At 70.5% G+C, this 26264-nt stretch carries 23 protein-coding genes; 10 read left to right on the top strand and 13 right to left on the bottom strand.

Annotated elements, in window-relative coordinates; translation table 11 throughout:
- Nucleotides 1-7 precede the first annotated feature (7 nt).
- From J2853_RS27930 to J2853_RS27915, 4 genes are all read right to left on the bottom strand, one after another.
- Complete coding sequence (locus J2853_RS27930) at nt 8-1282, bottom strand: flavin-dependent oxidoreductase (protein ID WP_307563048.1); 1275 nt, start codon at nt 1280-1282, stop codon at nt 8-10.
- Between the two features lie 352 nt (nt 1283-1634).
- The gene (locus tag J2853_RS27925) at nt 1635-2351 is read right to left on the bottom strand and encodes a maleylpyruvate isomerase family mycothiol-dependent enzyme (protein ID WP_307563046.1); all 717 of its coding nucleotides are present in this window, start codon (nt 2349-2351) and stop codon (nt 1635-1637) included.
- Complete coding sequence (locus J2853_RS27920) at nt 2348-3175, bottom strand: fumarylacetoacetate hydrolase family protein (protein ID WP_307563044.1); 828 nt, start codon at nt 3173-3175, stop codon at nt 2348-2350. The genes J2853_RS27925 and J2853_RS27920 overlap by 4 nt, the downstream gene beginning before the upstream one ends.
- Nucleotides 3172-4254: a cupin domain-containing protein gene (locus tag J2853_RS27915; protein WP_307563042.1), complete on the bottom strand. Its 1083-nt coding sequence runs from the start codon at nt 4252-4254 to the stop codon at nt 3172-3174. The genes J2853_RS27920 and J2853_RS27915 overlap by 4 nt, the downstream gene beginning before the upstream one ends.
- A 105-nt stretch (nt 4255-4359) precedes the next feature.
- Between J2853_RS27915 and J2853_RS27910 the strand changes: the two genes are divergently transcribed.
- Entirely contained in the window at nt 4360-5106 is a 747-nt protein-coding gene (locus tag J2853_RS27910; protein ID WP_307563040.1) for an IclR family transcriptional regulator, read from the top strand.
- A 197-nt stretch (nt 5107-5303) separates the two neighbouring features.
- Here J2853_RS27910 and J2853_RS27905 read toward each other — a convergent pair whose 3' ends face one another.
- Complete coding sequence (locus tag J2853_RS27905) at nt 5304-5864, bottom strand: NADPH-dependent FMN reductase (protein ID WP_307563039.1); 561 nt, start codon at nt 5862-5864, stop codon at nt 5304-5306.
- 108 nt (nt 5865-5972) lie between these two features.
- Here J2853_RS27905 and J2853_RS27900 point away from each other — a divergent pair, with 108 nt between their 5' ends.
- Nucleotides 5973-6464, top strand: a complete 492-nt coding sequence (locus tag J2853_RS27900; RefSeq protein ID WP_307563037.1) for a MarR family winged helix-turn-helix transcriptional regulator — start codon at nt 5973-5975, stop codon at nt 6462-6464.
- A gap of 24 nt (nt 6465-6488) precedes the next feature.
- Here J2853_RS27900 and J2853_RS27895 read toward each other — a convergent pair whose 3' ends face one another.
- Together J2853_RS27895 and J2853_RS27890 are read right to left on the bottom strand one after the other, a co-directional pair.
- Entirely contained in the window at nt 6489-6839 is a 351-nt protein-coding gene (locus tag J2853_RS27895) for an STAS domain-containing protein (protein WP_307563035.1), read from the bottom strand.
- Between the two features lie 57 nt (nt 6840-6896).
- Nucleotides 6897-8390 (bottom strand): LCP family protein, encoded by a 1494-nt coding sequence (locus J2853_RS27890; RefSeq protein ID WP_307563033.1) that lies wholly within the window; start codon nt 8388-8390, stop codon nt 6897-6899.
- Nucleotides 8391-8454: 64 nt separating this feature from the next.
- On the opposite strand from J2853_RS27890, the gene J2853_RS27885 reads away from it, so the two are divergent.
- Nucleotides 8455-9486: a glycosyltransferase family 2 protein gene (locus tag J2853_RS27885; protein ID WP_307568851.1), complete on the top strand. Its 1032-nt coding sequence runs from the start codon at nt 8455-8457 to the stop codon at nt 9484-9486.
- A gap of 28 nt (nt 9487-9514) precedes the next feature.
- Here J2853_RS27885 and J2853_RS27880 read toward each other — a convergent pair whose 3' ends face one another.
- Both J2853_RS27880 and J2853_RS27875 read right to left on the bottom strand, forming a co-directional pair.
- A complete protein-coding gene (locus tag J2853_RS27880; protein WP_307563031.1) occupies nt 9515-11371 on the bottom strand; it encodes a CDP-glycerol glycerophosphotransferase family protein in 1857 nt (618 codons plus the stop codon).
- Nucleotides 11372-11497: 126 nt separating this feature from the next.
- Entirely contained in the window at nt 11498-12910 is a 1413-nt protein-coding gene (locus tag J2853_RS27875) for a bifunctional cytidylyltransferase/SDR family oxidoreductase (protein ID WP_307563029.1), read from the bottom strand.
- Nucleotides 12911-13065: 155 nt separating this feature from the next.
- On the opposite strand from J2853_RS27875, the gene J2853_RS27870 reads away from it, so the two are divergent.
- From J2853_RS27870 to J2853_RS27840, 7 genes are all read left to right on the top strand, one after another.
- On the top strand, nt 13066-14682 hold the full coding sequence (locus J2853_RS27870) for a CDP-alcohol phosphatidyltransferase family protein (protein WP_307563027.1): 1617 nt from the start codon (nt 13066-13068) through the stop codon (nt 14680-14682).
- Between the two features lie 208 nt (nt 14683-14890).
- Entirely contained in the window at nt 14891-15514 is a 624-nt protein-coding gene (locus J2853_RS27865; protein WP_307563025.1) for a DUF5941 domain-containing protein, read from the top strand.
- Nucleotides 15515-15616: 102 nt separating this feature from the next.
- Nucleotides 15617-16351, top strand: a complete 735-nt coding sequence (locus J2853_RS27860) for a phosphocholine cytidylyltransferase family protein (RefSeq protein ID WP_307568849.1) — start codon at nt 15617-15619, stop codon at nt 16349-16351.
- 5 nt (nt 16352-16356) lie between these two features.
- On the top strand, nt 16357-17397 hold the full coding sequence (locus J2853_RS27855) for an iron-containing alcohol dehydrogenase family protein (protein ID WP_307563022.1): 1041 nt from the start codon (nt 16357-16359) through the stop codon (nt 17395-17397).
- Nucleotides 17375-18142: a CDP-alcohol phosphatidyltransferase family protein gene (locus tag J2853_RS27850; RefSeq protein WP_307563020.1), complete on the top strand. Its 768-nt coding sequence runs from the start codon at nt 17375-17377 to the stop codon at nt 18140-18142. Before J2853_RS27855 ends, J2853_RS27850 begins: the two co-directional genes overlap by 23 nt.
- A 196-nt stretch (nt 18143-18338) precedes the next feature.
- Entirely contained in the window at nt 18339-19220 is an 882-nt protein-coding gene (locus J2853_RS27845; protein ID WP_307568847.1) for a glycosyltransferase family 2 protein, read from the top strand.
- A gap of 163 nt (nt 19221-19383) precedes the next feature.
- Entirely contained in the window at nt 19384-20259 is an 876-nt protein-coding gene (locus tag J2853_RS27840; protein ID WP_307563018.1) for a sugar kinase, read from the top strand.
- Nucleotides 20260-20270: 11 nt separating this feature from the next.
- Here the strand turns inward: J2853_RS27840 and J2853_RS27835 are convergent, their stop codons facing one another.
- The 4 genes from J2853_RS27835 to J2853_RS27820 all read right to left on the bottom strand — a co-directional run bounded on the left by J2853_RS27835 (nt 20271) and on the right by J2853_RS27820 (nt 26176).
- Nucleotides 20271-21008, bottom strand: a complete 738-nt coding sequence (locus tag J2853_RS27835) for an acetoacetate decarboxylase family protein (RefSeq protein WP_307563015.1) — start codon at nt 21006-21008, stop codon at nt 20271-20273.
- A gap of 226 nt (nt 21009-21234) precedes the next feature.
- The gene (locus J2853_RS27830; protein WP_307563013.1) at nt 21235-22359 is read right to left on the bottom strand and encodes a glycosyltransferase; all 1125 of its coding nucleotides are present in this window, start codon (nt 22357-22359) and stop codon (nt 21235-21237) included.
- A 49-nt stretch (nt 22360-22408) separates the two neighbouring features.
- Nucleotides 22409-24196 (bottom strand): acyltransferase family protein, encoded by a 1788-nt coding sequence (locus tag J2853_RS27825; protein WP_307563010.1) that lies wholly within the window; start codon nt 24194-24196, stop codon nt 22409-22411.
- Between the two features lie 399 nt (nt 24197-24595).
- Complete coding sequence (locus J2853_RS27820) at nt 24596-26176, bottom strand: LCP family protein (protein ID WP_307563008.1); 1581 nt, start codon at nt 26174-26176, stop codon at nt 24596-24598.
- Nucleotides 26177-26264 lie beyond the last annotated feature (88 nt).

Below are 26264 nucleotides of genomic sequence, written 5' to 3'. Positions count from 1 at the left end.
CCGCCGGTCAGCCGCCGGACGCCAGAGCTTCGACCGAGTAGCAGGCCACCTCCTTGTACCGCTGTGAGATCCGCGCGAGTTCCTCGGTCCCGATCACATCCTCGATCGACGTGAACGGCCGGTCGCCGGTCCGCTGCCACACCTCGTGAAGGATGAGGTCGGGCGGCGTGCTCCGGTTGGCCAGCACGACCCGGGTCGTCGCCGGCCGCCGTTCCGCCTCGTACGCGCGAAGCGCCGTCACCGTGTCCGGCGAGTTCGTCAGGTGGCGGCTGAGCGCCCGCGCGTCGAGGATCGCCTGACCCGCGCCGTTGGAGCCGCGCGGCACCATCGGGTGGGCAGCGTCGCCCAGGAGGGTCACCCGGCCGAAGGTCCACCGCTCCAGCGGGTCCTGGTCGACCATCGGATACTCAAGGACGGTCTGGGAGGCGCGCATCATCGCGGGCACGTCCAGCCAGTCGAAACGCCAGTCCTCGAACGCCCCGACGAAGTCCTCCAGACGGCCCCGCAGGGTCCAGTCCCGCTGTTCGCCGGCGGGCGTCCTGATCTCGGCCACCCAGTTGAGGAGCTGGGTGCCGTCGGCGAGGTTCCTGATGGGGTAGGCGACGAGCTTGCCCTGGTCGATCCAGCCGGCCCGCACCATGCTCGCTCCGGAGAGGAACGGCCGGCCTCGGGTCACACCCCGCCACATGTTGATGCCGGAGTGGCGGGGGCCGCCCTCGCCCGGATGGAACTGCTTGCGGATCGCCGAGTGGATCCCGTCGCAGGCGATCACCATCCGGGCGCGGACGGCCGGCAGCCCGGCGTCGTCGCCGGAGCGGAAGCGGGCGGTCGCCGTGTCCTCGTCCTGATCGACGCGGACGCACCGGTGGCCCAGCAGCACCGAATCCTCCCCGAGCCGTTCCCGCACCGCGCCCAGCAGGACGTCGTGCAGGTCGCCGCGGTGGATGGAGTACTGGGGATGCTCGTAGCCGGCGTGCCGGCCCGAGGGCTCGCGGTAGATGAGCTGGCCGAACCGGTTGAAGAACACCGACTCCTCGGTGAGGACGCCGACCCTGCCCAGCTCGTCGCCGAGGCCGAGCCGGTGGAGGTTCCGTGAGGCGTGCGGCAGCAGGTTGATGCCCACCCCTGCGGCGCCGATCTCGGGCACGGCCTCGTAGACGCGGCAGCCGATTCCCGCGTCGTGCAGTTCGAGTGCGAGCACCAGACCGGCGACGCCCGCGCCGACGATCAGGACCTCCTCCTCGTTCGAGGAGGTCACCAAATCGATGGGATGTCGCGGCATGAGGACTCCTCGGCTCCTGTACGGGCTCCGCCGCCGGACGGCGGGACGGGCCGATACCGGCCGGACGGCGCTCAGCCGAGCGCCGCGCGTATCGTGCCAGGTGTTCGTGGAGCGCAGACGTGTCCGCGATGTTTTTCGCCGTCCAGAACACCTGTCGGACTCATCTCCACCGTACGTCATCGGTTCGGCCGGCACGGCGACGCGCAGTCGCGAGGCCGGTGCGGCCCGCCTGTTCGGCGTCATCGTCAGGGCGCCGGGCGCGGTCTCCCCCGTGATGCTCTTCGAGCCGGTCCGGGGCCGCGGCCCCGGACCGGCTCGAAGGCGGCGGTCCCGAACCGGCCGGGGGCCGCGGCTAGAGCCAGCTCGGCAACGACGGCGGGCTCTCGGCGGCGCTTTCGAGCCGGCCGGGGACGGGCCGTCCGAGCAGGTAGGCGGTGAGGTCCGCCAGGTTCCCGGAGACCGCCACGGGGGCGCCGCCGGACGCGCCGATCTCCCAGTGTCCCTCGGCGTCGGTCGCGCGGAGAGCCACGTGGGGGAGGTCCGGGCGGCCGGAGAAGCCGGGCACGGCGTCGTCGGTCAGCGCGCGGAGAAGAGGCGCGGGGAAATCGGCGAAGCCGGGGCCCGCGAGGAGGTCGACCGTGTGCACCCATACCTCCCGGACCCGCATCCAGGGCACCTGGGAGGCGGGGACGGTACGGCCGCGAGCGGTCCGCACCTGCGCGTCCCAGGCGTCCTCGGGCATCGCCGCGAGCGCCCGGCCGAACCGGGCGTTCGCGGCGGACAGCTTCTCGCGCAGCTCTTCGGCCGGAAGCCCCGCGCCCTTCTCGATGTCGTCCGCGCGCTGTTCGGGCGAGGCGTACATCGGTGACGGCACCCCGGTGCGGGCCCAGCTCAGCAGGTTGACCAGAGCGTCCGCGTTGCTCGCCACGTGCGCGGCGACATGGCCGCGCCGCCAGCCCGGCAGGGCCGAGGCCGCGTTCAGGTCCGCGTCATCGATCCCCGCCACGGTCCGCTCGAAGAGCTCGGTGCCCTCGCGGGCCCACGCGACCAGAGGGGCCACGGCCGTCATCGCACCTCCTGCCGGCAGATGTTGCGGCACTCTCCGATCCCGGCGATCCGCGTGGTGAGCACCGAGCCGTCGGCCAGGTAGCGCGGGGGTTTGCGGGCGTGCCCGACCCCGCCCGGCGTCCCCGTGGCGATCACGTCGCCGGGCATCAGGGTGACGATCCGCGAGATGTAGGAGACCAGTTCCGCCGGCCCGAAGACGAGGTCGCCGATGTCGGCCCGCTGCACCGTCTCGCCGTCGACCTCGCAGGACAGCTCGGCGCTTTCGGCCGGCGCCTCGTCGTCGGTGACCAGCCACGGCCCGATCGGGGTGGTCGCCTCGAACGTCTTGCCCTGCAGCCACTGCAGGGTGCGGTACTGCCAGTCGCGGGCGGTCACGTCGTTGAGCACCGTGTAGCCGCCGATCGCGGCCCTCGCCTCGGCGGGGTCCGCGTTCCTGACCGGGGCCCCGATCACCACGGCGAGCTCGGCCTCCCAGTCCATCTCCCCGGAGGCCGCCGGGAGCACGACGTCGTCGTACGCGCCGACCAGCGCACGGCTGAACTTCGCGAAGAGCGTCGGATGCTCGGGGAGCGTACGGCCCATCTCCAGGATGTGGTTGCGGTAGTTGAGCCCGACGCAGAAGATCTTCTCCGGCGCCAGGACGAGCGGGGCGTAGTCCAGAGTGCCGAGCGAGTGCGAGGGGCCGTCCGCCTCGCGCGCCGAGGTGCGCCAGTCGGGACGCCGGAGCACCTCGACCAGATCGGCCGCACCGAGCTCGACCGCGGCGTCGGCGTCGAGACGCACCGCGCGCGTCGTGTCTCCGACACGGATGGTGGCGAGCCTCATCGGGCCTCCCGCCCCTCGACCGCCTGCTGCGCCAGCCTGGTGAAACCGAGCGCGTCGTACACCGGTTCGTCGCTGAATCGGAAGAGGTCCACCTGGGTCGAGGCCTCAAGGGAGAACTCGCACCAGGACGGCACGGCGAACAGGTCGCCTTTTTTCACCGTGAACCGGTTGTCGCCCAGGGTGACGGCCGCCTCGCCGTCGAACACCTGCCAGACGGCCGAGCCGACGATCCGCCGCGGTGCGGTGCGGACGCCCGCCCGCAGCCGGTGGAACTCGGTGCGCATGGTCACCAGGGCGTCCCCGCCGGTGGTCGGGTTGCTGTAGCGCACCCCGGCGTGACCGGGTTCGAGCGTCGTCGGGTGCCCCTCGTCGGCCAGTTCGAGCTGCGCGGTCAGCGCCGCGTCGGTGTGCGCCCAGCGGTACGCCATCAGGGGGGAGCTGGGCTGGTCGGCCACCCCGATCGGACGGAGCCCGGGATGTCCCCAGAGCCGCTCGTTGCGAGACCGGTCCGGGGTCTCGGTGGTGCCCGGCTTGTCGGGCCCGAACTCGAAGAATCCGGCGTCGAGCTGCTGGACGAGGGGGATGTCCAGCCCGTCGATCCAGGCCATCGGCTGGTCGGAGGTGTTCTGGTGCTCGTGGAACGCCCAGCTCGGGGTGAGCAGCAGGTCGCCCCGGCGCATCGCCACCGGGTCTCCCTCGACGTTGGTCCAGACCCCCTCGCCGTCGATGACGAACCGGAACGCGGTCTGGGTGTGATGGTGCGAGGGAGCGGTCTCACGCGGGCCGAGATACTGGATGGCGGCCCAGAGCGTGGGGGTCGCGTACGGCGTGCCGGGAAGCCCCGGGTTGGACAGGGCGATGGCCCGGCGCTCGCCGCCGCGCCCCACCGGTACGAGATCACCTGAACGCCGCGCGAGCGGGTACAGCTCCGACCAGCGCCACACGTAGGGGACGGCGGCGGGTTGCGGGCTGAGGGGCATCAGGTCGGCCCGGGTGGTCCACAGGGGGATGAGATTGGCGGCGGAGAAGTCGCGGTAGAGCTCGTCCAGCGCCGTCTGATCGTGGTCAACGGTCGTCAAGGGGTCTCCCATCAGGTCGAACCGGCCCGGACACTGCCCATGCCGGAGCCTTGACCGTACACACGCCAATCGCTGTGCGGAACTTTAGGTTGCTAGGATTCCAAGATGCAGAATCAGCCCATGTATCCGCTCAAGGCGGTGGAGAACGCGCTGGTGACGATCAAGTTCCTGTGGGAGAGGGGCGAGGTCAGGGTGGCCGACGTCGCCGATCACCTGGGGGTGGCCAGGTCCACCGCTCATCGGGTGCTGGCGATGCTGGTCTTCCACGGCTTCGCGATCCAGGACGCGCGCCGGATCTACCGGCCCGGCCCGGCGCTCCGGGAGACGGAGGCGACCCGGCCCGATCTGGTCACGGTGGCCCATCCGCACCTGCGGGAGCTCGGCCGGCTGATCGAGGAGACCGTCCATCTGATGGTGCTGCAGGGAAACGGCGTCCGGTTCGTGGACGGTGTCGAGGGGCCGCAGGCGCTGCATGTGAGCAGCCGGATCGGGATGCTGCTGCCCGCGCACGCGACCTCCGGCGGCAAGGCGCTTCTGGCCGAGTTGCCGGAGGAGGAACTGCGCGCGCTGTATCCCCGGGGCGTGTCGACCGAGGTCTCGGCCATCGGTGACCTCGCCGCGCTCCGTCGTGAGCTGGACGGCGTCCGCCGCCGTGGATACGCCGTCAACAGCGAGGAGAGCGAGCGGGGCGTGCGCGCGGTGGGCGTCTGCGTCCGCGACGGCGCCGGGCGGGCGGTGGCCGCCGCCGCGATCGCCGTGCCGAGTGTGCGCTGGCCGAAGCGCCGGCTGGCCGAACTGGCGGCCCCGCTCGCCGCCGCCGCCGCACGGATCAGCGCGGCTCTGGCGGGGTAGCCCGCTCGGCCGAACACCCGCATGCCGTCCGTGACCGGTGGCATGCGGGTGCGGATCGACGAGGTCCGTGCCGGGCGTGGCGAGCCTTGCCCGCGGGATCGGGCGGGTTTACCGCTCCTGCGGAGACGAAGCCGCCGATGACCCGCGAGGCGGTTTCGCGGCGGAGGGAACCGCCCGCCCGTCGCCGGACGTGACCGTCAGCTGGCGCGCAGCGGCGCGAGCGCCTTGCTCCACGCCACGACCTGGTCGAGGGTGGCGCCCAGCGACTGGGTGTGGAAGTCGGCGGGCTTGAAGAGGTGGTAGTTCTCGAAGTCGGTGGCCAGCGACAGCGTCACCTGGGCGCGCACGTCGGCCATCATCAGCTCGCCCGCGATGAGACGCAGGTGCTCCACGGCGCGGGCGCCGCCGGCCGAGCCGTAGCCGACGAATCCGACGGCCTTGTTGTTCCACTCGGCGAACAGGAAGTCGATGGCGTTCTTCAGCGCACCGGACGTGGAGTGGTTGTACTCGGGCGTCACCATCACGAAGCCGTCGAAGGACGCGATCTTGGCCGCCCACTCCAGGGTGTGCGGCTGGGTGTACTGGCCCAGCGACGGCGGCATCGCCTCGTCGAGGTGCGGGAGTTTGTAGTCGAGCAGGTCGACGAGCTCGAACTCCGCGTCGTCGCGCTTCGAGGCGATCTCGTAGACCCACTTGGCCACGGCTTCGCCGTTGCGCCCGGGACGCGTGCTGCCGAGAATGATGCCGATCTTGGTCATCGCTGGTCTATCTCCTGTTGCCGAGTTATCAGATCATGCCGGGGAATTTGCTTGCCGCAGCAATCAATCAGAAGGACATTTGCTTTGTCAAACAAGTATCATGGTCCCATGCCCTCCCCGACGTCGTCACCCCGGCCCCTGAACCGCGACGAGGAAGCCGTCATAAGAGCGCTGGGCCGGGTGATACTGGTCATGCCTCGCGTGATGGACGCCGACCTGATGCGTGAGCAACGCCTCCCGCTCAGCGAGTACTCGGCGATGATGCACCTTTCGGAGGCTCCCCACCGCCGGATGCGGATGAGCGAGCTCGCGGCGGCATGTGACCTGTCGCTGAGCGGGATGACCCGCGTCGTCACCCGGCTGGAGACCGATGGCCTGGTCGAACGGGTCAAGTGCGAGGAAGACGCCCGAGGGTTGAACGCGGTGCTCACCGACGCGGGCCTGGCTCGCCTGGAGCGGGCATGGCCGACCCACCTGGCCAGCGTGCGGCGGCACATGGTCGATCACCTCGACGGGATGGACCTCGCCCGGCTCGCCCGCGCGCTGGAGCGCTTCGGGACCGACGCGGAAGACCCGCGCTCCCCGGGCGCCTGTGCCTGAGGAGGCCGGGATCCGCGAGGAGACTCAGGCGACGGCGTCGAGAGCCTCGCTCAGGCTGCCGCACGTCTCGAAGTGCCGGTCGAGATTGGTGATCGTCAGCAAATGGGTGATCATGCCGGGGCGCACCACCAGGATGAGACGGCCACCCGTCTCCTTGACCCGGGTGAGCGCGCCCACCAGGATGCCCAGGCCCACCGAGTCACAGAACGGCACCTCGGTCAGATCCATCACCAGGGTCGGGCGGCCGGGACTCTCGAAGGCGCGGTCGATTCCCGCACGGAGCCGCGGGGCGACCGCCATGTCGAGCTCCCCCGTCGCCTGCACGATGGCGTTGGAACCGTCACACCACGTCCGCACATCGAATGTCGAGATCATGAGCGTCACCTCCGTGCCGGGCTACCTGCCCTGACGAAGGCCTGTTATGCGCCCGGCTCATTTTTTGCAGATGTTCTGGGTCGCGGTCTTGGCGGTGGGGGAGGCCGTGGGGGAGGCGCTCGGAGCCGGGGCGGCGGTCTCCTCCACGGTGACCTTCCTGGGCTCCGGATGCTTCTGGCCGACGACCACCTCGATCCGGTCGCCGAGGGTGTCCAGCAGGCGCAGGTCCGCCCCGGGCAGCGCGGCGGCCACGGTCCGTGCCGAGTCTTCCCGGCCGGGGCCGTACCGGACGACCGTCTCCTTGAAGTCCTTGACCGGGGTGTTGCCCGCGATCTCGGGGACGAGGAACCCGACCCTCTGCAGGCCGGCCCTCGTCTGCGCGCCCAGGCCGGTGATCGTGGTGCCGTTGAGCACCCTGACGGCGATTCGGGCGGGCGGCACGGTCAGCGGGGCGGCCGACGGAGACGCCGCCGGAGTCGGGGTGGGCGTCGGGGTGGACGCGGCGGGCTTGACGAGCGTCTCGTCGGCGGCGATCCGGCGGAACAGCTCCTTGGCCCCGTCCTTGTCCCAGAGCACGGCGGACTCGCCGGTCGGCGTCTTGTAGTCGACGTCGGCGAGCGGGATCGTGGCGAAGGCCACGTCGTCGGTGGAGACGTTCTTGAGCTGGTCGGCGAGGCCGAGCAGGTCCTTGCGGAGCATGTCGTCCACCTGGAGCGTGCCCAGGGTGGTGTTGACGAAGGAGGCGAGCTTGACCGGGTTGGCCAGCGTGCCGCCGCTCAGAGCCTGGTTCAGCAGGGCCGAGATGACCTGCTGCTGGCGATCGATGCGGTCCAGGTCGGAACGCGCGGTGGCCCGGGTGCGGGCGTAGGCGAGGGCCCTGACGCCGTCGAGGGAGTAGGTGCCGGGCTGGAGCATGAGCGCGGTCTTGGGGTCGTTGATCGCCACCGGGGTGCAGACCGAGACGCCGCCGAGCGAGTCGACCACGCCGATGAAGCCGAGCACGTTGACCTCGACGTAGTGGTGGATGGTCAGCCCGGTGACGTCCTGCACGGTTTGCACGGTGAGCTTCGGCCCGCCGAACTGGTAGGCGGCGTTGAGCTTGTGCGAGCCCTGACCGGGGATCGTCGTCCAGGTGTCGCGGGGGAGGCTGACCACGGTGACCTTGGTGTGGTCCTCCGACAGGTGGAGCACCATCATGGTGTCGGTCCGCTGGCCGACCTCGCGGCCCAGTTTGAGCTCGTTCTGCTGGCGGCGGGAGAGGTCGTCGCGTTTGTCCACGCCGACGACCAGGATGTTCATGGCGCCCGTGGACTGCGATCCCGCCACACCCGCGTCGACCGACTTGATCGTGGTCGTCACGTAGTTGGTCAGCGACCACGACACCCCGGAACCGCCCAGGACCGCGCACGAGAGCGCACCCGCGAGGAACAGGCCGCGTCGCCGGGAACGCGCTCCCCTGACGGATCTGCGCTCACGCCTGGGATTCACCCGGACCGTACCGTAGGCGTCGCCGCCCACCTGCACACCCGAGTCCTCCTCCGGGTCGCGCATGCGTGGCCCCCTAGGCTCCAGCGGTCGATGAGGTACCCGTTCGTACAGTAGCGTGAGCGACGCCATGAAGCAGTTCCCCGACTCGCCCGCGCCGGCGTCGTCTCCCGAGACACGTGTCTGGCCCCCCATCTCCATCGTCATCCCGGTGCTGAACGAGGAGCGCCATCTACGGGAGGCGGTGCGGCAGGTCCTGTCGCAGCGTTACTCAGGCCCGATCGAGGTCGTGCTCGCGATCGGACCCTCCCGTGACCGCACCCAGGAGGTCGCCGACGCGATCGCCGCCGAGGATCCCCGCGTGGTCGTGGTCCCCAACCCGACCGGACGCACCCCCAACGCCCTCAACGCCGCCATCGGCGCGTCCCGCAACGGGATCATCGCCAGGGTGGACGGCCACGCCATGCTCCCCGAGGACTACCTCCGGATCGCGGTCGAGACCCTTGAGGAGACCGGCGCCGACAACGTCGGCGGTGTCATGGCCGCCGAGGGCGTCACGCCGTTCGAGCAGGCCGTGGCCCGTGCCATGACCTCCAAGATCGGTGTCGGCGGCGCCCGGTTCCACACGGGAGGCACCGCCGGTCCGGCCGACACGGTCTATCTCGGCGTGTTCCGCCGCGAGGCGCTGGAGCGGGTCGGCGGCTACGACGAGCACTTCCAGCGAGCCCAGGACTGGGAGATGAACCACCGCATCCGCGAGACGGGGGGCCTGGTCTGGTTCCAGCCCCGGATGCGCGTCTCCTACCGGCCGAGGCCCAGCATCAAGGCCCTCGCCAAGCAGTACTTCCACTACGGCCGCTGGCGGAGGGTCGTCGCCCGCACCCACGAGGGCACGATCAACCTGCGCTACCTCGCGCCTCCCGTCGCCGTGCTGGCCATGCTCGCCGGTCTGCTCGTCTCCCCGTTCTTCTGGCCCGGCCTGCTGATCCCCGGCGGCTACCTGGCGGCGATCCTGGCCGGCTCGGCGGTGACCGGCAGCGGCCTGCCCACCGCCGCGCTCGTACGGCTGCCGCTGGTGTACGTCACCATGCACCTGTCATGGGGATGGGGCTTCCTGACGAGCCCGAAAAAGCTCGGCAAGCCCGCGAAGGCGGCCGGCTGACCCGCGCCCGGAGACCGGTGGGCCCGGGTCACCGGATTCCGCCGCCCCGGGCCGGGGCGCGGTCGTAGGCGCCGTTCACGGCGTCGTTGAAGCGGGTCATGGCGTCCAGGTCCGGGCCGAGCAGGTAGGTCTTCAGCTTGCGCCTGGTGCCCGCCAGGAGGTCCTCGGCGTCGTGCTCCAGAGCCTGGAGCACGACGGGCAGCTCGGCCAGGTCCTCGTTCAGGAGGTAACCGGCCTCCGAGCTCGGATACCGCTCGCGGAAGAGCCGTTCCGGCATTCCCGACACGTTGGTCACCATGTACGGCTTGCCGCTGGCGATGAAGTCCGCCACCACGCTGGAGATGTCGGTGATCAGCAGGTCGGCCTGATTGAAGCAGTCGTAGAGGGACGGCTTCGGGCCGTTGACGGTCTGGTGCCCGATCCGCCGCGAGCGGGCCGTGCCGGCGGGGTCCCCGGCCGCCGGCCGGACCGATCCGCCGGGACGCCTGGCCGCCGGCCGGGCCGTGCCCGCGGGGTGCCGGGCCATCGACCGGGACAGCTCCCGCCCCTCCAGCAGCGCGTGGATCCTCTGGTGCGCGCGGCGGGCGGCCGGGTTGCGATAGCCGGTCAGCGGGTGCGGCTTGTAGATCACCCGGAGTTCGGGGGAGTGGGCGAGCAGCAGGCGGACGATCCCCGGGCCCATGGTGATGATCGAGGTGTGGAACAGGTCGTCGGTCCATCCCTCCCAGGTGGGGGCGTAGAGGACGGTGCGGTAGGGCAGGCCGGGCCCGTCGGTGCGGACGCCGCTGAGCTGCGGCCGTCCCACCTCGTACACGTTCTCGTCACGCACCCCCACCTGGGCGCGGACGTACCGGTCCCGGCCCGCCTGGCCCGCCACCCAGACCTCGTCGTAGACCTTGGTGAACGGGTTGAACGACGCCTCCTTGTCGCTGTCGCCGTGACCGACGAAGACCCCGCGCAATCCCCGGATCCTGAGCATGTGGATGTTCTTGCCGACGTTCGCCGGATACAGGCACACCCGCGCGGTGCCGAGCGCCCCGAAGCCCATGAGGTCGGCCGCCGAGGGGATGCAGACCACCGGCAGCGAGGTCTCCCCCAGCATCCGGAGCATGTCTCGCTCCCGCAGCACCACGACCGCCCGCCTGTCGATGCCCTCCAGCGGGCGCAGCCACATGGTGGCCTGGTAGGCCGAGTCGTTCGGCCCGGAGAAGTAGAGGACCACCTCGGGCCGGTAGGCCGAGAGGCGCTCGTCGACCGCCTTCAGCACGCCGGAGGCGTCCCTGAGCGGCCGGACCCTGCGCAGGTGGGGCAGGAGGGCGAGCGCGCCCGCGAGTTCGAGGACCAGCGCGATCGCGGCCCCGGCCGCGCCCTGGTGGCCGGTGCCGAGCACCGCGCCCAGGGCGGCTCCGCCGACCGGCAGCACGTCGAGGTAGAGGAACCGCATCCCGTGGTAGTTGACGAGGATGTCCCTCGGCGGCGCGGGGATCCTCACCGCGTCGAGGTTGCGGGTCAGCGCGGGCAGCCGGCTGAGCGTGCGGTTGTAGGAGATCGCCAGCCAGGTCTGCGCGGCCCGCATGCCGTGCATGAGGAACAGCCCCGCGGCCAGGGCGATGAACCAGGGTGACTCGGGCCCCACCGTGCGGGCGACGAGGAGGACAGCGGTCATCTCGCGGATCACGAACCGCAGCGTGACGCCCAGGTGCACCTGGCTCAGCAGGTCGATCAGTTGCCGGGCCCCGCGCCTGGCGGCGATCTCCGCCGCGTAGGACACCACGCAGAACACCAGGAACAGCCAGGGCCGGGGCCACAGGGCGGCGACGACGAGCAGCGGGTAGGAGCCGAGCACGGCGGCGCCGACCAACCGGGTACGAAGGTCGCGCATCATCTTCCGACGCTATCCCGTGTGCCGGTGTTTGCCCTGGTAGGCGCGCTGTGTCGGGTTGAACCGAGGTGGATGTCGATCGGTTGAACTGTCGGGTTACGGCGAGGTGGGCGTCGATCGGCTGAAGGGTCAGGTCGCGTCGAGGCGAACGTCGATCACCTGTCCGGTCAGGTTGGAGACGAGCACGTCCAGTGAGGTCTGGGCGACGGCGCGCGGTGAGAGCAGGGTGTGCGCCGGTTCCTCCCCGAAGGCGCGAGATCGCATCGGGGTGCTGGTCCGTTCCGGGTTGACGCAGTTGACCCGCACGCCGTACTCGGCCCACTCGTCGGCGAGGGCCTGGGTCAGGTTGACCACGGCGGCCTTCGTCGAGGAGTAGAGGCTGTAGTCGGCCCGGCCCCGCGTGTAGGAGGAGGACGTGTAGAGCAGGAGGTGCCCCCGGGTCTCGCGGAGGTGGGGGATGGCCGCCCTGGCGATGTTGACGGGACCGAGGTAGTTCACGCCCACGGTCTCGGCGATCGTGAGGTCGTCGGCCTTGCCGAGCTTGCCCATGTGCAGCACGCCCGCGGTGTTGACCACGTAGTCGATCCGCCCGGTCTCCTTGGCCGCGCCGGCGAGCGCGTCGCTCACCGCCTGGGCGTCCTCGACGCGCACTCCGTTCAGGGACCGGGAGAAGGAGAACACCTGGGCGCCGTGGCGCCCGGCCAGGTCCACCACGTCGGCGCCGATGCCGTAGCTGCCGCCGAAGACCACCATCGTCCTGCCCTCCATCGCCTCCCGGAGCGCCTGGCGGGAGTGCGTGGGGGCGGTGCCCGCGGCGAGCTGGAAGAGCTTGTCGGCGATGAACACGTCCACCGGGTGGGTGACCTTCATGTTGTGCTCGCTGCCCGGCACGATGTAGATCGGCACGTCGGGCAGGTAGCGAAGCACCACGCCGCAGTCGTCGGTGGGCGGCCGCCTGTCGAAGTCCGGATCGGCGAAGGCCCGCTCGTAGGCTTCGCGGATCACCGAGAGCCGGAAGCACTGCGGGGTCTGGCCCCGCCGCAGCCCGGACCGCTCGGGGATGTCCCGGACGATCTCCCCGCGCGGTCCGGGGGCGGCCACCACGACCGTGTCGGAGCTCGGGATCGCCACGTCGACGGCCGAGTAGACCTTCAGGGCCTCCACGCACTCGGTGATGATCCGGGGCTCCAGAAGCGGGCGTACGGCGTCGTGCAGGAGCACGTCGCACTCCTGCGCCCCCAGCGCCTTCAGCGCCCGCCAGGTGGTGTCCGGGCGGCTCGCGCCGCCCTCCAGGATCCTGCTGACCTTCCCGAAGCCGTTGCGGGCGACGATCCGCTCCACCTCCTCGGTGAAACCGGGCGTCATCAGCACGATGATCTCGTCGATCTCCGGGGCGCCGTCGAACACGGCGAGCGTGTGCTCGATGATCGTCTTTCCGGCGATCTTGATGAGCTGCTTGGGGGTGTTCAGGCCGACACGCTGGCCGACACCGCCGGCCAGGACGACACCGACGGTTCGACGACGTGGTTCAAGAGCGGCCAAGGTCAGCTTCCTTCGAAGGTCCGGGTACGGCGAGCGTAATGGGTGGGTACCCGATCGTCGGGCGCGCTCCCGTGCTATCCAGTCAAGATCTCGCTACGCTGAGTGCGCACTCCCCGATTCGTACGGTGATCCCGTCGGATACGAAGGAGCCCAGTTTGCACGATCGCCACACTCCCGCGTCATCCGACACCTCCCGGACATCGGCCGTCGTGTTCGCCACCACCGTGGCGGCAGGTCTGCGCTGCGCCGACGGCACGTTGCTCGACAGGCTGAAGGGCCAGCTCGCCAGGCTTCCCGTCCGAGACATACATGTGATCACCCGATCCGGCGACGACCATGTGCCCGACGGCACCCGCATGATCGGGTCCGAGGGGTCGCGAGGGCTCGCCGACGACCTGCGCAGGATCGCCAAGGCGGCCATCGCGTCCACCGGCCCGATGGCTTTGATCGCGGGCGACCTGGTGGCCCACACCGAGGCGCTGGCCGCGCTCCTGGGGCATCCCGCACGCGACACCGGCGCGCTGGTGGCCACCGGCGGCGAGGACGCCGGGCCGCTGCGCCCGCCGGTCAGGATCGAGGGCGGCCGGGTGGTGGCCGCGGGCACCTCCTTCCACGACGTCGACGAGCCCAACGGCACCTTCAGGGGCGTGCTCCAGGTCGGCGTGGCCGATCTCGGGCATCTCGCCGAGACCGCCGGAGCGCTGGCCGACCTGGCCGAGGCCGGCGGGTTCGGTCCGATGGACGGCGCCGAGGCCGACGACCTGCTCCTGGTCGGGCTGATCCGCTCGGGCGTCCCCGTGCGCGCGGCCGGACTCGGGCGGCTGCACTGCGAGCGGACGGCCGGGCAGGCGGGCGCCGACTCGGCCGTGCTGCGGCTGGGCGAGGTCGACGAGACGGACGCCCGGCTGGACGCCGCGGTCAAGGGCAACGACGGCTTCTTCACCACGTACTGCGTGAGCTCCTGGTCCAGACACCTGATCAGGCCGGCCGTCCGGTTGGGGCTGACGCCCAACGCGGTCACCGGGATCTCCGTCGGCCTGGCCGTGCTCGCCGCGGTCTGGTTCTCGGTGGGCACGCGCCCCGCTCAGGTCGCCGGGGCGATCCTGCTCTACCTGTCGTTCGTGCTCGACTGCGTGGACGGGCAGCTCGCCCGCTACACCCGCGCGTTCTCCCCGCTCGGCGCGTGGCTCGACGCCACCTTCGACCGGGTCAAGGAGTACGCCGTCTACGTGGGCCTCGCCGTCGGCTACGCCGCGGGACTGGACGGCCACGGCAGCGGCGGCCCGGACGGCATCTGGATGCTGGCGGTGTCCGCGCTGATCCTGCAGGCACTCCGTCACATGATCGACTTCTCTTACGCGGGATCCCGCGCCGACGCGAACCGGGTGGGGACGGCCTGGGCCAGGACGGCCGGCTCGCTGTCCGCCTCGGCGGACACGGCCAGGCGGACGGCGCCGATGTCGTCGCCGCGGGAGCGGGGAGCCGGGGGCGCGGAGAGCGCCGGACACGCCGGGACCGCGACCGGGAGACGCACGGCCGGGACGAGCTTGGGCGGAGGGGTCGTGGGGCTCTCGCGACGGCTGGAGCGCGTCTCCTTCACCCGCTGGCTCAAGAAGATCATTGTGCTGCCCATCGGGGAGCGGATGGCCCTGATCGCGGTGACCGCCGCGTTCTTCAACGCGTGGGTGACCTTCGTCGCGCTGCTGGCCTGGGGCGGGGTCGCCGTGCTCTACACGCTTGCCGGCAGGGTGGGCAGGTCGCTCAGCGGATGATCGGAAACGACGGGCTCCGTGGCGCGCGGCGACGGCGGGCTTCGCGACGGACGGAACGGCGGGCCCTGCGGCGAGAGGGACGGCGGGCTTCGCGATGGATGGAACGGCGGGCCCTGTGGCGAGAGGGGCGGCGGGCTCCGTGGGGAGAGGGGCGGAAGGCGAAGCACGGTGAGCGTCCCGCGAGGCGATTGAGGAGACAGGTTCGATCATGATTTCCGTGCACATGACGCCGGTGCCGCGCAGCACCGTGGTCGCCTACCGGGACGACGGGGTGCTGTCCCGGGCGATGGGCGCGCTGGTGGCCGGTCAGCTCCCGCCGCTGCCACCCGTGCTGGTCGGGATGTTCGTGACCGGGGTGATGCTGATGGTCGGCGTGGCCGGCACCGACGGACTGGCCGTGTTCGCCCCCGCGGTGGCACTGCTGCTCGCGGGGCCCGGAAGCTCCCACCCGCACGACGGCCGGCTCGACTGGCTGGTTCCGCCGATCCTGCGCCTCACCGAGTACGGATTCGTGGCCTCGGTGGGCTTCGCGCACGAGGTGCCGCCGGGATTGATCTTCCTCCTGCTCGGCGCGATGGCCTTCCACCACTACGACATCGTCTACCGGGTGAGGCAGCGGGTCTATCCGCCGCCCTGGCTGGCCACGTTCGGGTTCGGCTGGGACGGCAGGATGCTGCTGATCGCGCTGGGCGGCCTCGCCGGGCAGGTCACACTGATGTTCGCCCTGCTCGCGCTCTATCTGTGGTGTCTCTTCTCCTGGGAGAGCGTCACCTGCTGGCTGGCGGCTCCGCGTTTCGGGGTGGACGCGGCGGATCTGGAGGCACACGATTGAGAACGTCCGGCAAACCCTCGATTACACGATCAGGGCCTAAAGGCAACTAACCTTTGGGGCCAGGAGTACCCGCCGGGGGCTCACTTGGATGAGGAGCGCACGTTGCTGGGAATGGTGCTGGCCGCCGGGGCCGGACGACGCCTGCGGCCGTACACCGACACGCTGCCGAAGGCACTCGTGCCGGTCGACGGCGACACCACGATCATGGATATCTCGCTGAGGAACCTCGCGGCGGCGGATCTTCGTGATGTCGTGGTCATCGTCGGCTACCAGGCGCAGGCCGTACACGAGCGTAAGGCCGAGTTGGAGCGGCGGCACGGTGTGAAGCTCACCCTCGTGCACAACGACAAGGCCGAGGAGTGGAACAACGCCTACTCCCTTTGGTGCGCGCGCGAATACTTCGACCAGGGCGTGCTCCTGGTCAACGGCGACACGGTCCACCCCGTCTCGGTGGAGGAGACGCTGCTCTCCGCCCCGGCGACGAGCGACATCCTGCTCGCGGTGGACGACGTCAAGAAGCTCGCCGAGGAGGAGATGAAGGTCACCCTCGACGGAGACCGTCACCTCAAGCTGATCACCAAGTTGATGGACCCGGCCGACGCGGCCGGTGAGTACATCGGCGCCACGCTGATCCGCTCCGGCATCGGCGAGCGTCTCGCGGACGCCCTCCAGGCCACGTTCGAGCGCGACCCGCAGCTCTACTACGAGGACGGCTACCAGGAGCTGGTCGCCCGCGGCGAGAAGATCGCCGTCGCCCCGATCGGTGATGTCCCGTGGGTCGAGGTCGACAACCACGACGACCTCGCGAAGGCGCGGGAGATCGCGTGCCGATACTAGCCAGGATGCTGCCCGCCCCCCTGACCGTGGAGGTGCGGCGCGGCGCGATCGCTCAGCTCGGCTCGCTGCTCGCCGACAGCCGGGTGGCGACCTCCGGGCGCGTGGCCGTGGCCGTGGGCGCGGGCCAGGGAGACCGGATCGCCTCGGTGATCGCTCCCTCGCTCGGCGAGGCCAAGGTCTTCCGGGTGGCCGACGGTTCGGTGGACGCGGCCGTATCGCTCGGCGCCGACCTGCGTAAGGGCGCCTACGAGGCGGTCGTCGGCATCGGCGGCGGCAAGACCATCGACGCGACCAAATACGCCGCGTCGCTCGCCGGGATCCCGATGGTGGCGGTGGCCACCAACCTGTCGCACGACGGGATCTGCTCCCCGGTGGCGTCGCTGACGCATGAGAACGGCAAGGGCACCTTCGGCGTGCCCATGCCGCTGGCCATCATGGTGGACCTCGATTTCGTCCACGACGCGCCGTCGTCGCTGGTCCGCTCCGGCGTCGGCGACGTGGTGAGCAACCTGTCGGCGATCGACGACTGGCAGCTCGGCAACACCGAGCGCGGGGAGCCGATCGACGGCCTGGCCTGCGCGATGGCCCGCACCGCGGCGGAGGCGCTGATCGGCAGGAACGACTCGATCGAGTCCGACGCCTTTCTCACCGTGCTGGCCGAGTCGCTCATCCTCTCGGGGATGTCGATGGTGGTCGCCGGGTCGTCCCGTCCCTCGAGTGGCGGAGATCATGAGATCCTGCATGCCGTGGATCAGCTTTTTCCCGGCACCTCCAATCACGGCGAACTCGCCGGGATAGGAGCGGCCTTCTGTTTCTTCCTCCGCGAGGACTCCCGGAGGCTCACCCAGGTCGTTGACTGCTTACGCGGGCACGAGCTACCGGTCACCCCCCACGACGTGGGGCTGACCGACGACCAGTTCACCGAGGCGGTCATGCTCGCGCCCTCCACCCGTCCCGGGCGATACACCATCCTTGAGCACCTGCGCCTGTCGGAGCCGGAGATTCGCGATCGGGTGGGGGACTATGTCCGGGCCATCGGTCGCTGAGCTCCGTGCGGTGGCTCAGCCGCACTCCACCATGGATCGCAACAGCGGCGAGCACTGGGCCGGCGCGCTCTACATGCGCAAGTTGTCGATCTACGTCACCTGGTTTCTCGCCAAGACGCCGATCACGCCCAACCAGACCACCTGGCTGATGATCCTGTGCGGGGTGCTGGCCGGCGCGGTCCTCGCGCTCCCCGGCCTCTGGGCGGCCGTCGGCGCGGCCGTGCTGATCCAGATCTACCTGCTGCTCGACTGCTCCGACGGTGAGCTGGCGCGCTGGACCCGGCGGACCTCCATCACCGGTGTCTACCTCGACCGGGTCGGCCACTACTTCGCCGAGGCCGCCCTGCTCATCGGGCTGGGCTTCCGGGCGTCGGAGATCCTGCCCGACTGGTACACCGTGATCGGGTTCGCCGCCGCGCTCGGCGCCATCCTGATCAAGGCGGAGACCGACCTGGTCGACGTGGCCCGCGCCAGGTCGGGGCTGGTCGCCGCCACCGAGGCGTCGGCCGAGCACTTCCAGTCACGCGGTCTGGGCATGGCCCGAAAGGCGGCCGCGGCGCTGAAGTTCCACCGGGTGGTCCAGGCGGTGGAGCTGTCCATCCTCGTCGTGATCGCCGCGATCTGGGACGCGCTCAGCGGAGGTCTGGCCGCGACCCGGGTGCTCGTGGTGGCCTGCGTGGTGGTCGCCGTGCTGCAGATGATCCTGCATTTGATCAGCATCCTGATGTCCAGGCGGCTTTCATGAGGAACCGGGCCGCGTGCCGGTGCGTCGTAAATGCGAACACCTTGCTGTTTGGTGGGTGTTTGTTGGCGATTCCGATACGCTTGTTCTCCGGTAAATCAGTAACTGCTAGTTCGACCAGAACTGGCCGCCCCAGCAGACTCGGTGATCATGAAAGTATGCTCCGTACGTGCTCTCGACGCGTCAGGGCGATGACCCGTTGAAGATCTCGTGCGTCATCCTCACCATGGGCAACCGAATCCCTGAGCTGGATCGGGCCGTCGAGTCCGCGCTGAACCAGGTCGACGGCGACGTCGAGGTGGTCATCGTCGGCAACGGCGCGGACGTCCCGGAGCTGTCGGTCGGCGTGCCCTCGGGCTCGTCGGCCTCGGTCAAGACCGTGCGGCTGAACCACAACGCGGGCATCCCCGCCGGCCGCAACCGCGGCGTCGAGGAGTGCTCGGGCGACGTGGTGCTCTTCCTCGACGACGACGGCTGGTACGGCGAGACGAACCTCGTCTCCCATCTGCGTGAGCGCTTCTCCAAAGAACACGATCTCGCGGTCGTCTCGTTCCGGGTGATGGACCCCGAGGGCGGCATCGGCCAGCGCCGCCACGTCCCTCGCCTGCGCGCCGGCGACCCCGAGAGATCCTCCCCGGTCACCACCTTCCTGGGCGGCGCCTGCGCCATCCGCCGCTCGGCCTTCCTCCAGGTCGGCGGGCTCCCCGAGCGGTTCTTCTACGCCCACGAGGAGACCGACCTGGCCTGGAGGTTGCTCGGTGAGGGCTACCGCATCGAATACGACGCCCAGACCGTCATGTACCACCCGCAGGTCCCCCCGACCCGCCACGCCGACTTCTACCGTCTCAACGCGCGCAACCGCGTCTGGCTGGCCCGCCGCAACCTTCCCTGGCCCCTGGCCGTGCTCTACCTCCTCAACTGGATGGCCCTCACCCTCCTGAGGGAGCGCTCGGGCGCCGCCCTGCGCGCCTGGTTCAAGGGCTTCACCGAAGGCCTGCGCGAGCCCGCGGGAGAGCGCCGTCCGATGGGCTGGAACACCGCCTGGCGCATGCTCCGCCTCGGCCGCCCGCCGATCGTCTGACCCCGTGCGGTCCGGCCCGTCCGGAACCCGAGTGGCCGGTTGGTTCTTGCTGGTGAGTTGTCGCTAGAGTTCGGGTTTCTGGTCCTTTGGGAGTGGGGGCGCCCGGGGCCGGAGCCTGAACGATTGCTCATCGGCGTCACCCGGCGCCCCGAAAGGTTCCGACGTGGACGTCTACACCCTCGGCGAGGCCTTCGGCGTCGTCACCAGCGGCCGGGTCCGTCACGAGCACGAGGCCAGGCTGGACGTGGCCGGGGCCGAGTTCACCGTCGCGGTCGGGCTGGCCAGGCTGGGGCACGCGGTGGGATGGCTGGGCAAGGTCGGCGGTGACGAGCTCGGCGCGCGGATCCTCACCGTGCTGCGCGGTGAGGGCGTGGACATCTCGGACGCGCGGGTGGACGAGGGATCGCCCACCGGGATCCTCCTGAAGGAGTCGAGGCTGGGCCAGGCGGCCAGGGTCACCTACTACCGCACCGGGGCCCGGCTGGCGCAGGGGAACGTTCCCGTGGACCGGATCGCGGCCTCTCGCGTCCTGCACGTCAGCGGGATCACCGCCGCATTGAACGCGCGCGACGCCATGCACGCCGCGGTCCGGGCCGCGCGGACCGCCCAGGTCGTCGTCTCGGTGGCGGTCGACTACCACGACCAGCTCTGGCCCGATCTCCGGGAGGCAGAGGAGGTCCTCAGCGTGCTGGCCTGCTCGGCGGACGTGCTGTTCGTCCGGCAGAGCGAGCTGGACCTGGTCAAGCCGGCGCTCACCGGCGACCGGGAGGTCATCGTGATGCGAGGCGCCCGGGGGGCGAGCGCCCGGGTGGACGGCGTCCGCCACGACGCCACCAGCCTCTCCACACCCGTGGTCGATCCCAACGGCTCCGGGGACGCCTTCGTCGCGGGCTATCTCAGCGCGCTGCTGGAACACCTGCACCCGGCCGACAGACTGCGCCGGGGCGGCCTGCTGGCGGCGTTCGCGGCCTCCGGGCCCAGCGACTGGCAGGGCCTGCCCATGAGAGACGAGCTGCCGCTGCTGGAGCTCGACGTCTAGCGTCCCGCAGGTCAGGGCTCCTTGGCCTCGCCGAGGGTCATGGCGAGGTGGGAGACCGTACTGGTCATCAGGGCGCGTTTGGGCAGGCCGAGCTCGCTCAGCTCCTTGGCGACGGAGTGGTTGCCCAGGCGGATCAGGGCGCCTCCGGGACGGAGGCGAACCCCGCGGGGGGATATCGACCAGGGAATGCGGCGGGTGACGCCGTCCTGGTGGCTGTAGGCGTCGAGGGCGGTCACCATGCCGCTGCCGGGCACCGGGGTGCCGGGTTTGATCAGCAGGTCCAGCACCAGCCTGCCGTCCTTGCGGACGATGCACCGTTTGTAGGGGGACGACAGGCGCAGATCGATGTCGGCGAGCTCCTTGGGGAAGCCCCAGATCGTACGGCCCGCCTCCATGGTGAAGCCCTGGTCGACCGGGAGCCAGTGGACGAACGTCCCGGCTCCGAGTCTGTGCAGCTCCCACAGGCTCGCGCGCAGGCTCCTGCGCGGCGCGGGATCGGCGCCGGGGGGCCGGATCAGGAAGGCGATGCCGAACTCGCGGTAGGCGCCCAGGTCGCCGTCGGTGTAGTCGGCGAACACCAGCGCGCACAGGGCCTTGCCGGGCAGCACCTCGACGGCGTCCAGCCTCGAATAGGCGATCACGGCCCGTGCGGCGTTCGCCCGGACCAGATAGGACGCGATGCCGACCGTGGCATCCCTGACGCGTACCGGCATGGCGATCTCGCGCCCCTGAATCAGATGGCGTGCCATGTCTCCCAGTACATCAATCTCTGGTCGCCACGTCACGGGGGTCACGGACCGCTTGTCGTTTCGCCCGGCGTTCCCTCATGTCCTCTCCCTGTTCTCCGGTGCCCTCGTCAACCCGTGACCCCGCCGTTCCACGGGTGTCGCGCGGATGTTCGATCACCGCCGGCCGGGATCGGGACCGGCGAACGGTGTGACCAATCCCTCGCGGACTCCGGCGGCCGGGGAGGCCTCAGACCACCAGGGCGCGACGGTGGGCGCGCACGGGGGCGGCGCTCGCCGTCGCCCACTCCTCCAGCCGTCCGACGAACGCGCCGGAGTGGTCCGGCCAGTTGTAGCGGGACAACGCCTCCGCGTAGCCGCGGGCCCCCATCGCCGAGGCCGCCTCGGGATCGTCCCGCAGCGCCAGTACGGCGCGCAGCACCGCGTCCACGTCCCCGAAGGGCACGACGGTCCCGCACCGGGCCCGGTCGATCATCGAGGCGGCGGCGGGGAGAGGCGTGGTGATCACGGGGAGCCCCCGGGCCATGTATTCGACGACCTTCGTCGGCATCGACTGCCGGTAGTTGGGCACGTCGTGCAGGAGCGACAGCCCGGCGATCGCCTTCTCGGCCATCCGCAGCGCGTGCTGGTTGGGCACGTAGCCGTACCAGTCGAGCAGGCCCTCCCGCTGCGCGTCCCGCAGCAGCGGCCGGATCTCGGCATCGGCGGCGCCGATCAGGTCCAGCCTGATGCCGTGCGGGACCAGCCGCCTGGCCAGCTCGATCAGCTCCACCGCGCCCCTGGCCCGGGAGAGGTGGCCCACGTAGACCACCCGGTTCTGGCCGCCGGGCGGCGCGGGAAGCCGCGGGGGCACGTAGGTGGTGTTGAGCACGACCGGATGGGGCTTGGCGAACCGCTCCTGATAGTCCTCCTCGGCCAGGATCAGGTGCAGCCGGCGTTCCGCGCGGGCCTCGACCCGGCGGACCAGCGACGGCAGGATCCGGCGCAGGTGCTCGGGGAGGTACGGCTTCGCCTCCAGCGCGGCGGCCGTGTCCTCATGCACGTCCCACACGGTGACGGGGCGGCGCCTGGGGAGCCGGAACAGCAGCTCGATGTCATGGACGATCAGCAGGTCGGCACCCTCCACCCCGCGCTTGAGGGCCTTGCGGGCGGCCTTCAGCGCGCGCCTGCGGCGGCGGCCGACCGCACGGGGAACGTCGACCGGCCGGAGCCGGGGATCAGGCGTGACATTGCAGTCGGTGAAGGGCGCTACATAGGTGATCTCGTGTCCCGCCTCGAGGAGCGCCCGGATCTGCCGATGCATGATCCGGGCGTCTTCGGGGTGATGGACGATTGTGCCGACACATACCCGCATACACCGATGCTGAGCGTCCCTTCCGTCATCACCGGATGTGTTGCGTTAATTACCGGGTAACTGAGGTTGAACTCTCCCTGGTTGGGGGCTCGGCCGGCGGCGTGGGAACGGCCTGCGCCGACGGCCGGCGGTAGAGCCAGACCAGGCGGGGTTCGAGCATCCACTTGAAGAGTGTGCGGGTCTCCGGCAGGCACAGGACGATGACCAGGGCCAGGGCGCTCGACGCGATCGCCATCACCCCCAGCGGGCCGTGCAGCCAGGGGAAGCTCAGCCAGTGCTGGTCCTTGGCGATGAGCACGACGACGCCGTGGAGCAGGTAGGCGTAGAGCGTCCGGGTGCCGAGGTCGGAGAACCAGGTCTCTCTCCGGGGAATGACCGCGAGCAGGGCGAACGTCATGATCATCCCCGCGATCAGCACGGCGCCTCGCACGCCGAGACCCATCCACCAGGACATGTCCATGCCCTTGAAGCTGTAGCGGTAGTAGACCGGGGCGAGCTTGACGTGGGGGGCGATGAAGATCGCCACTCCCGCCGCCCCGACGAGGGTGAGTCCGCCCACGATCCTGACCCAGGTCGGCTTGAGCAGGTCGAAGTGCTCGGGCTTGAGCAGCAGTCCGAGCACGTAGAACGGGAGCAGGCCGAAGAAGCGGTCGATGCTGAAGTCGCCGCCGATCTCGGAGAAGCCCGCCATCATGTAGATGACCACCGCGACCAGCAGCGGTTGCCGCATGCGGGTCCAGATGGGTGTGGAGATCCGCCAGAGCACCAGGGCCAGCAGATACCAGTTCAGCCAGGCCGGGTCGATGATCGTGAGGGTCCACTTCTGGCCCAGCCCGTAGCGGAGCAGCGCGTAGCCGATCTCGACGACCACGTAGGGGATGATCAGAGTGTCGACCAGTTTGTTGATCTTGGCGTTGGAGTTCCAGAAATTACGTCCGAGATAGCCGCTGATCAGCACGAACGCCGGCATGTGGAACATGTAGATGAAGATGTACGCCGACTTCGCCGAGTGCGCGCTCAGGGTGGGCACCAGCGAGTGCCCGGTCGCGACGAGGGCGATCAGCACGAACTTCACGTTGTCGAGATACGGGTCGCGCTTCTTCTTGGCCGGGGGAGCGGGGGGCTCCTCCTCCTCCTTGAACGGCTCCCGCTCCTGCTCGGCCCGCCACTCCTGCTCCGCCTCGCGCTCCGGGTCGGTGGACCGGTGCCAGAACGAGGGCTCGGAGGTCCTTTGGCCGGTGCTCTCCCAGTAGGAGAAGGGCCGCGCCGTCGAGGACCCCTGGAACTGGGGGCCGGTCGGGGCCTCCCGGGGCTGAGGGAGGGGCGGCGTCCGGTCCGGCCGCCACGGCGGTGTCTGGGAGGAGCCGTGGGGCGAGAGCGGGCCCCCCTCCGGCCTGCTCTCCTCGCGAGCCCACGAGGGCTCCCGCCGGTTCGGTGAGGTCTCCTCAGGAGCCCACGCCGATTCGCGGGTGTTCCGGGGCTCGGGTGAGGCTGAGGGCTCTCGCCATGGCAGGGGCTCCAGGGGAGCGGAGGCGGCGAGCGGATTCCGGAGGTCGTGCGGCTGGTCCGGCGGCGAGTCCTGGTAGGCGGGATAGCCCCACGCGGTGACCTCGCCCGCCTCCTCTTCCTCGGGCACGGGCCCGCGCTCCCGCCGGCCGGAGGCGTACGGCATGGAGGGCGGCTCGGGCCAGGAGGGCTGGGGGGCCGGCGGCCGGCGCGCGGGATCCGGCGTCGGCCGCGGGGCGGAGGCCCGGCCCTGCCCGCTGGTTGGCCTGCCGGCGTCGGCGCCGTCGTCCTGAGGGGCCGGCGTCGGGAAAGAGGGGCGGATGTCACTCACGGGGGAAACGCTCAGCCATCTGTCGGAGACCGGGGAAGGAGTCGGGCGCGCTAGCGAGAAGGCGGCCGGGGATGCGGGTGAGAGGAGGCTCGCCTCGCCGACCTGACCACCCTAAACCGATGTTGAGCCCCCTGTCGCACGAGTACGGCGAGTTTCACGGGGTTCTCGGCGAATCGTGACTGTCCGGATTCTGCCCGCGTCACGGCACCGGTCACCGGCCGGTGAGGAGGACACACGCCGCGCCGCGGGCCGTGACGGACACCCTGACGGACACCGTGGGGACGATGTGACAGGTGACGGGGCGGACGCCGTGACAGACGCCGTGACGCGGGCCGTGGCCGCCGGTCGTCAGGCGGGTCTCGCCGCCTGACGACCTGTCCTTCGCCGCTCGGCCGCTCGTTACTGGCAGGGGTCGGTCTTGTTGTCGACGACCTGGTCCTTGAGAGAGTCGGGAATCTTGGTGGGAACCCGGACGCCCGGCCAGTCGGCGCCGATGACCAGCTGGATGATCGGGCCGGTGGGAGGCTTGGCGACCGGGCTGGCCGACACGTACTTGTCCGTGCTGACCGGCTTCACCTTGCCGGCGACGGGGGTGCGCTTGTCGCTGGAGAGCCTGGCGGCCAGCGTGTCCCCGTAGGCGGGGCCCTCGGCGGTATCGTTCTTGGCGTACCGCAGCGTGGTGGTGGGCACGTTGCCGGTCGCCGGGCGGGCGTTGCCGACCTCGGTCACCACGAAGCCCTGGTCGGTCAGCTTGTCGGCGACCTCCTTGGCCCTGTTCAGGGTGTCGGTGCCGTTGAGGACCTGGACCCGGACCTGCTCGTTCTTGACGGTCGGCTTGGCGGGCCCGGTGGGGGCGGCGGTGGGGAGCACCTCGTTGTCGCTGCGGATCGCCTCGAACAGCTCGTCCGCGGCGGGCTGACTCCAGACGACCCGGTTCTTGTCCTTGGGGTCCGTGCCCCACGGGACGGTGATGAACTTGACGCCGCTCGCCGTCAGCGCCTTGGCGCTCTGCGCGATCCGGATCAGGGTCTGGGGGTCGTCGGCCAGTGCCTTGTCCATCCGGACCGACTTCGAGGCGGCGCCGATGAAGGAGATGAGTTTCGCGGGGTCGGTGAGCAGCGCGCTGCTGGTCGCCTTGTCGACCACCTTGCTGAGGAAGACCTGCTGGCGCTTGATCCGCTGGATGTCGCTGCCGTCGCCGTAGTCGCGCAGCCGCACGTATCCCAGGGCCTCCTCGCCCTTGAGATTGTGCCAGCCGGCGGCGAGGGTGAGCTTGGCCTTCTTGCTGTCGACCGGCTCCTTGAGGCAGATCCGGACGCCGCCGAGGGCGTCCACGATGTTCTTGAAGCCGGTGAAGTCGACCTCGACGAAGTGGTCGACGCGGATCTGGGTGAGGGCCTCAAGCGTGGTGATGGTGCAGGTGATGCCGCCCTCGTTGTAGGCGGCGTTGATCATCTCGTGTCTCGCGGCGACCGGGGTGCCGTTCTCGCTCTTGCACGCGGGCATCTCCACCATGGAGTCGCGGGGGAAGCTGATGAGCGTCGCCTTGTCGCGGTTCGGCGAGATGTGCATGAGGATGATCGTGTCGGTCCGCTTGCCCGCGTTGAGCATCTTCTGGCCGTACTGGAGGTTGTCGCCCTCGCGGGTGTCGGAGCCGACCAGTAGCACGTTGAGCGACCCGGTCTCGTTCACCGGGCGGTTCGCGCCGAGATTGGCGGTGGGGTCGAGCGTGTTGATATTGGCGAAGGTGTTCCGGTAGAGCGTGTAGCCGCCGAGGGTGCCGAGCACCATGACGCCGGTCACCGCGATGCTGACCCAGCCGCCCACGCCCAGCCGCCCGCTCTTGCGGCTCCGGGGCGGCCCGCCGTCCGGAGAGAGGTCTTCGGGAGGCCGCCCTCCGTCATCGCCCGCCCTACGGGACGCCCGGCGGCCCGATTCGGCCCCGCGGTCCTTCCCCCCGGCATGCCGGTGGTCGCTCATGCGATCTCCTCGCTTCGCGGCACCGTCCGGTGCTGTTCCAGCTCGTTCATCGCGCCCAAAGAGTAGGTCACGATGCGCGCACCGGGAG

This window comes from Streptosporangium lutulentum (genome assembly GCF_030811455.1).
GTDB classification, from domain to species: Bacteria; Actinomycetota; Actinomycetes; order Streptosporangiales; family Streptosporangiaceae; genus Streptosporangium; species Streptosporangium lutulentum.
Note: the sequence above shows the minus strand (reverse complement) of the source record. Positions and strands in the feature narration are given on the sequence as shown.

Bases quoted from the DNA above. Each gene is read 5' to 3' on its own strand.
- J2853_RS27895 (WP_307563035.1), bottom strand. From the start codon at position 6,839: ATGATCTCGACATTCGATGTGCGGACGTGGTGTGACGGTTCCAACGCC.
- J2853_RS27900 (WP_307563037.1), top strand. From the start codon at position 5,973: ATGCCCTCCCCGACGTCGTCACCCCGGCCCCTGAACCGCGACGAGGAA.
- J2853_RS27855 (WP_307563022.1), top strand. From the start codon at position 16,357: ATGCTGCCCGCCCCCCTGACCGTGGAGGTGCGGCGCGGCGCGATCGCT.
- J2853_RS27830 (WP_307563013.1), bottom strand. From the start codon at position 22,359: ATGCGGGTATGTGTCGGCACAATCGTCCATCACCCCGAAGACGCCCGG.
- J2853_RS27865 (WP_307563025.1), top strand. From the start codon at position 14,891: ATGATTTCCGTGCACATGACGCCGGTGCCGCGCAGCACCGTGGTCGCC.
- J2853_RS27920 (WP_307563044.1), bottom strand. From the start codon at position 3,175: ATGAGGCTCGCCACCATCCGTGTCGGAGACACGACGCGCGCGGTGCGT.
- J2853_RS27910 (WP_307563040.1), top strand. From the start codon at position 4,360: ATGCAGAATCAGCCCATGTATCCGCTCAAGGCGGTGGAGAACGCGCTG.
- J2853_RS27835 (WP_307563015.1), bottom strand. From the start codon at position 21,008: ATGGCACGCCATCTGATTCAGGGGCGCGAGATCGCCATGCCGGTACGC.
- J2853_RS27885 (WP_307568851.1), top strand. From the start codon at position 8,455: ATGAAGCAGTTCCCCGACTCGCCCGCGCCGGCGTCGTCTCCCGAGACA.
- J2853_RS27850 (WP_307563020.1), top strand. From the start codon at position 17,375: ATGTCCGGGCCATCGGTCGCTGAGCTCCGTGCGGTGGCTCAGCCGCAC.
- J2853_RS27890 (WP_307563033.1), bottom strand. From the start codon at position 8,390: ATGCGCGACCCGGAGGAGGACTCGGGTGTGCAGGTGGGCGGCGACGCC.
- J2853_RS27925 (WP_307563046.1), bottom strand. From the start codon at position 2,351: ATGACGGCCGTGGCCCCTCTGGTCGCGTGGGCCCGCGAGGGCACCGAG.
- J2853_RS27880 (WP_307563031.1), bottom strand. From the start codon at position 11,371: ATGATGCGCGACCTTCGTACCCGGTTGGTCGGCGCCGCCGTGCTCGGC.
- J2853_RS27930 (WP_307563048.1), bottom strand. From the start codon at position 1,282: ATGCCGCGACATCCCATCGATTTGGTGACCTCCTCGAACGAGGAGGAG.
- J2853_RS27820 (WP_307563008.1), bottom strand. From the start codon at position 26,176: ATGAGCGACCACCGGCATGCCGGGGGGAAGGACCGCGGGGCCGAATCG.
- J2853_RS27905 (WP_307563039.1), bottom strand. From the start codon at position 5,864: ATGACCAAGATCGGCATCATTCTCGGCAGCACGCGTCCCGGGCGCAAC.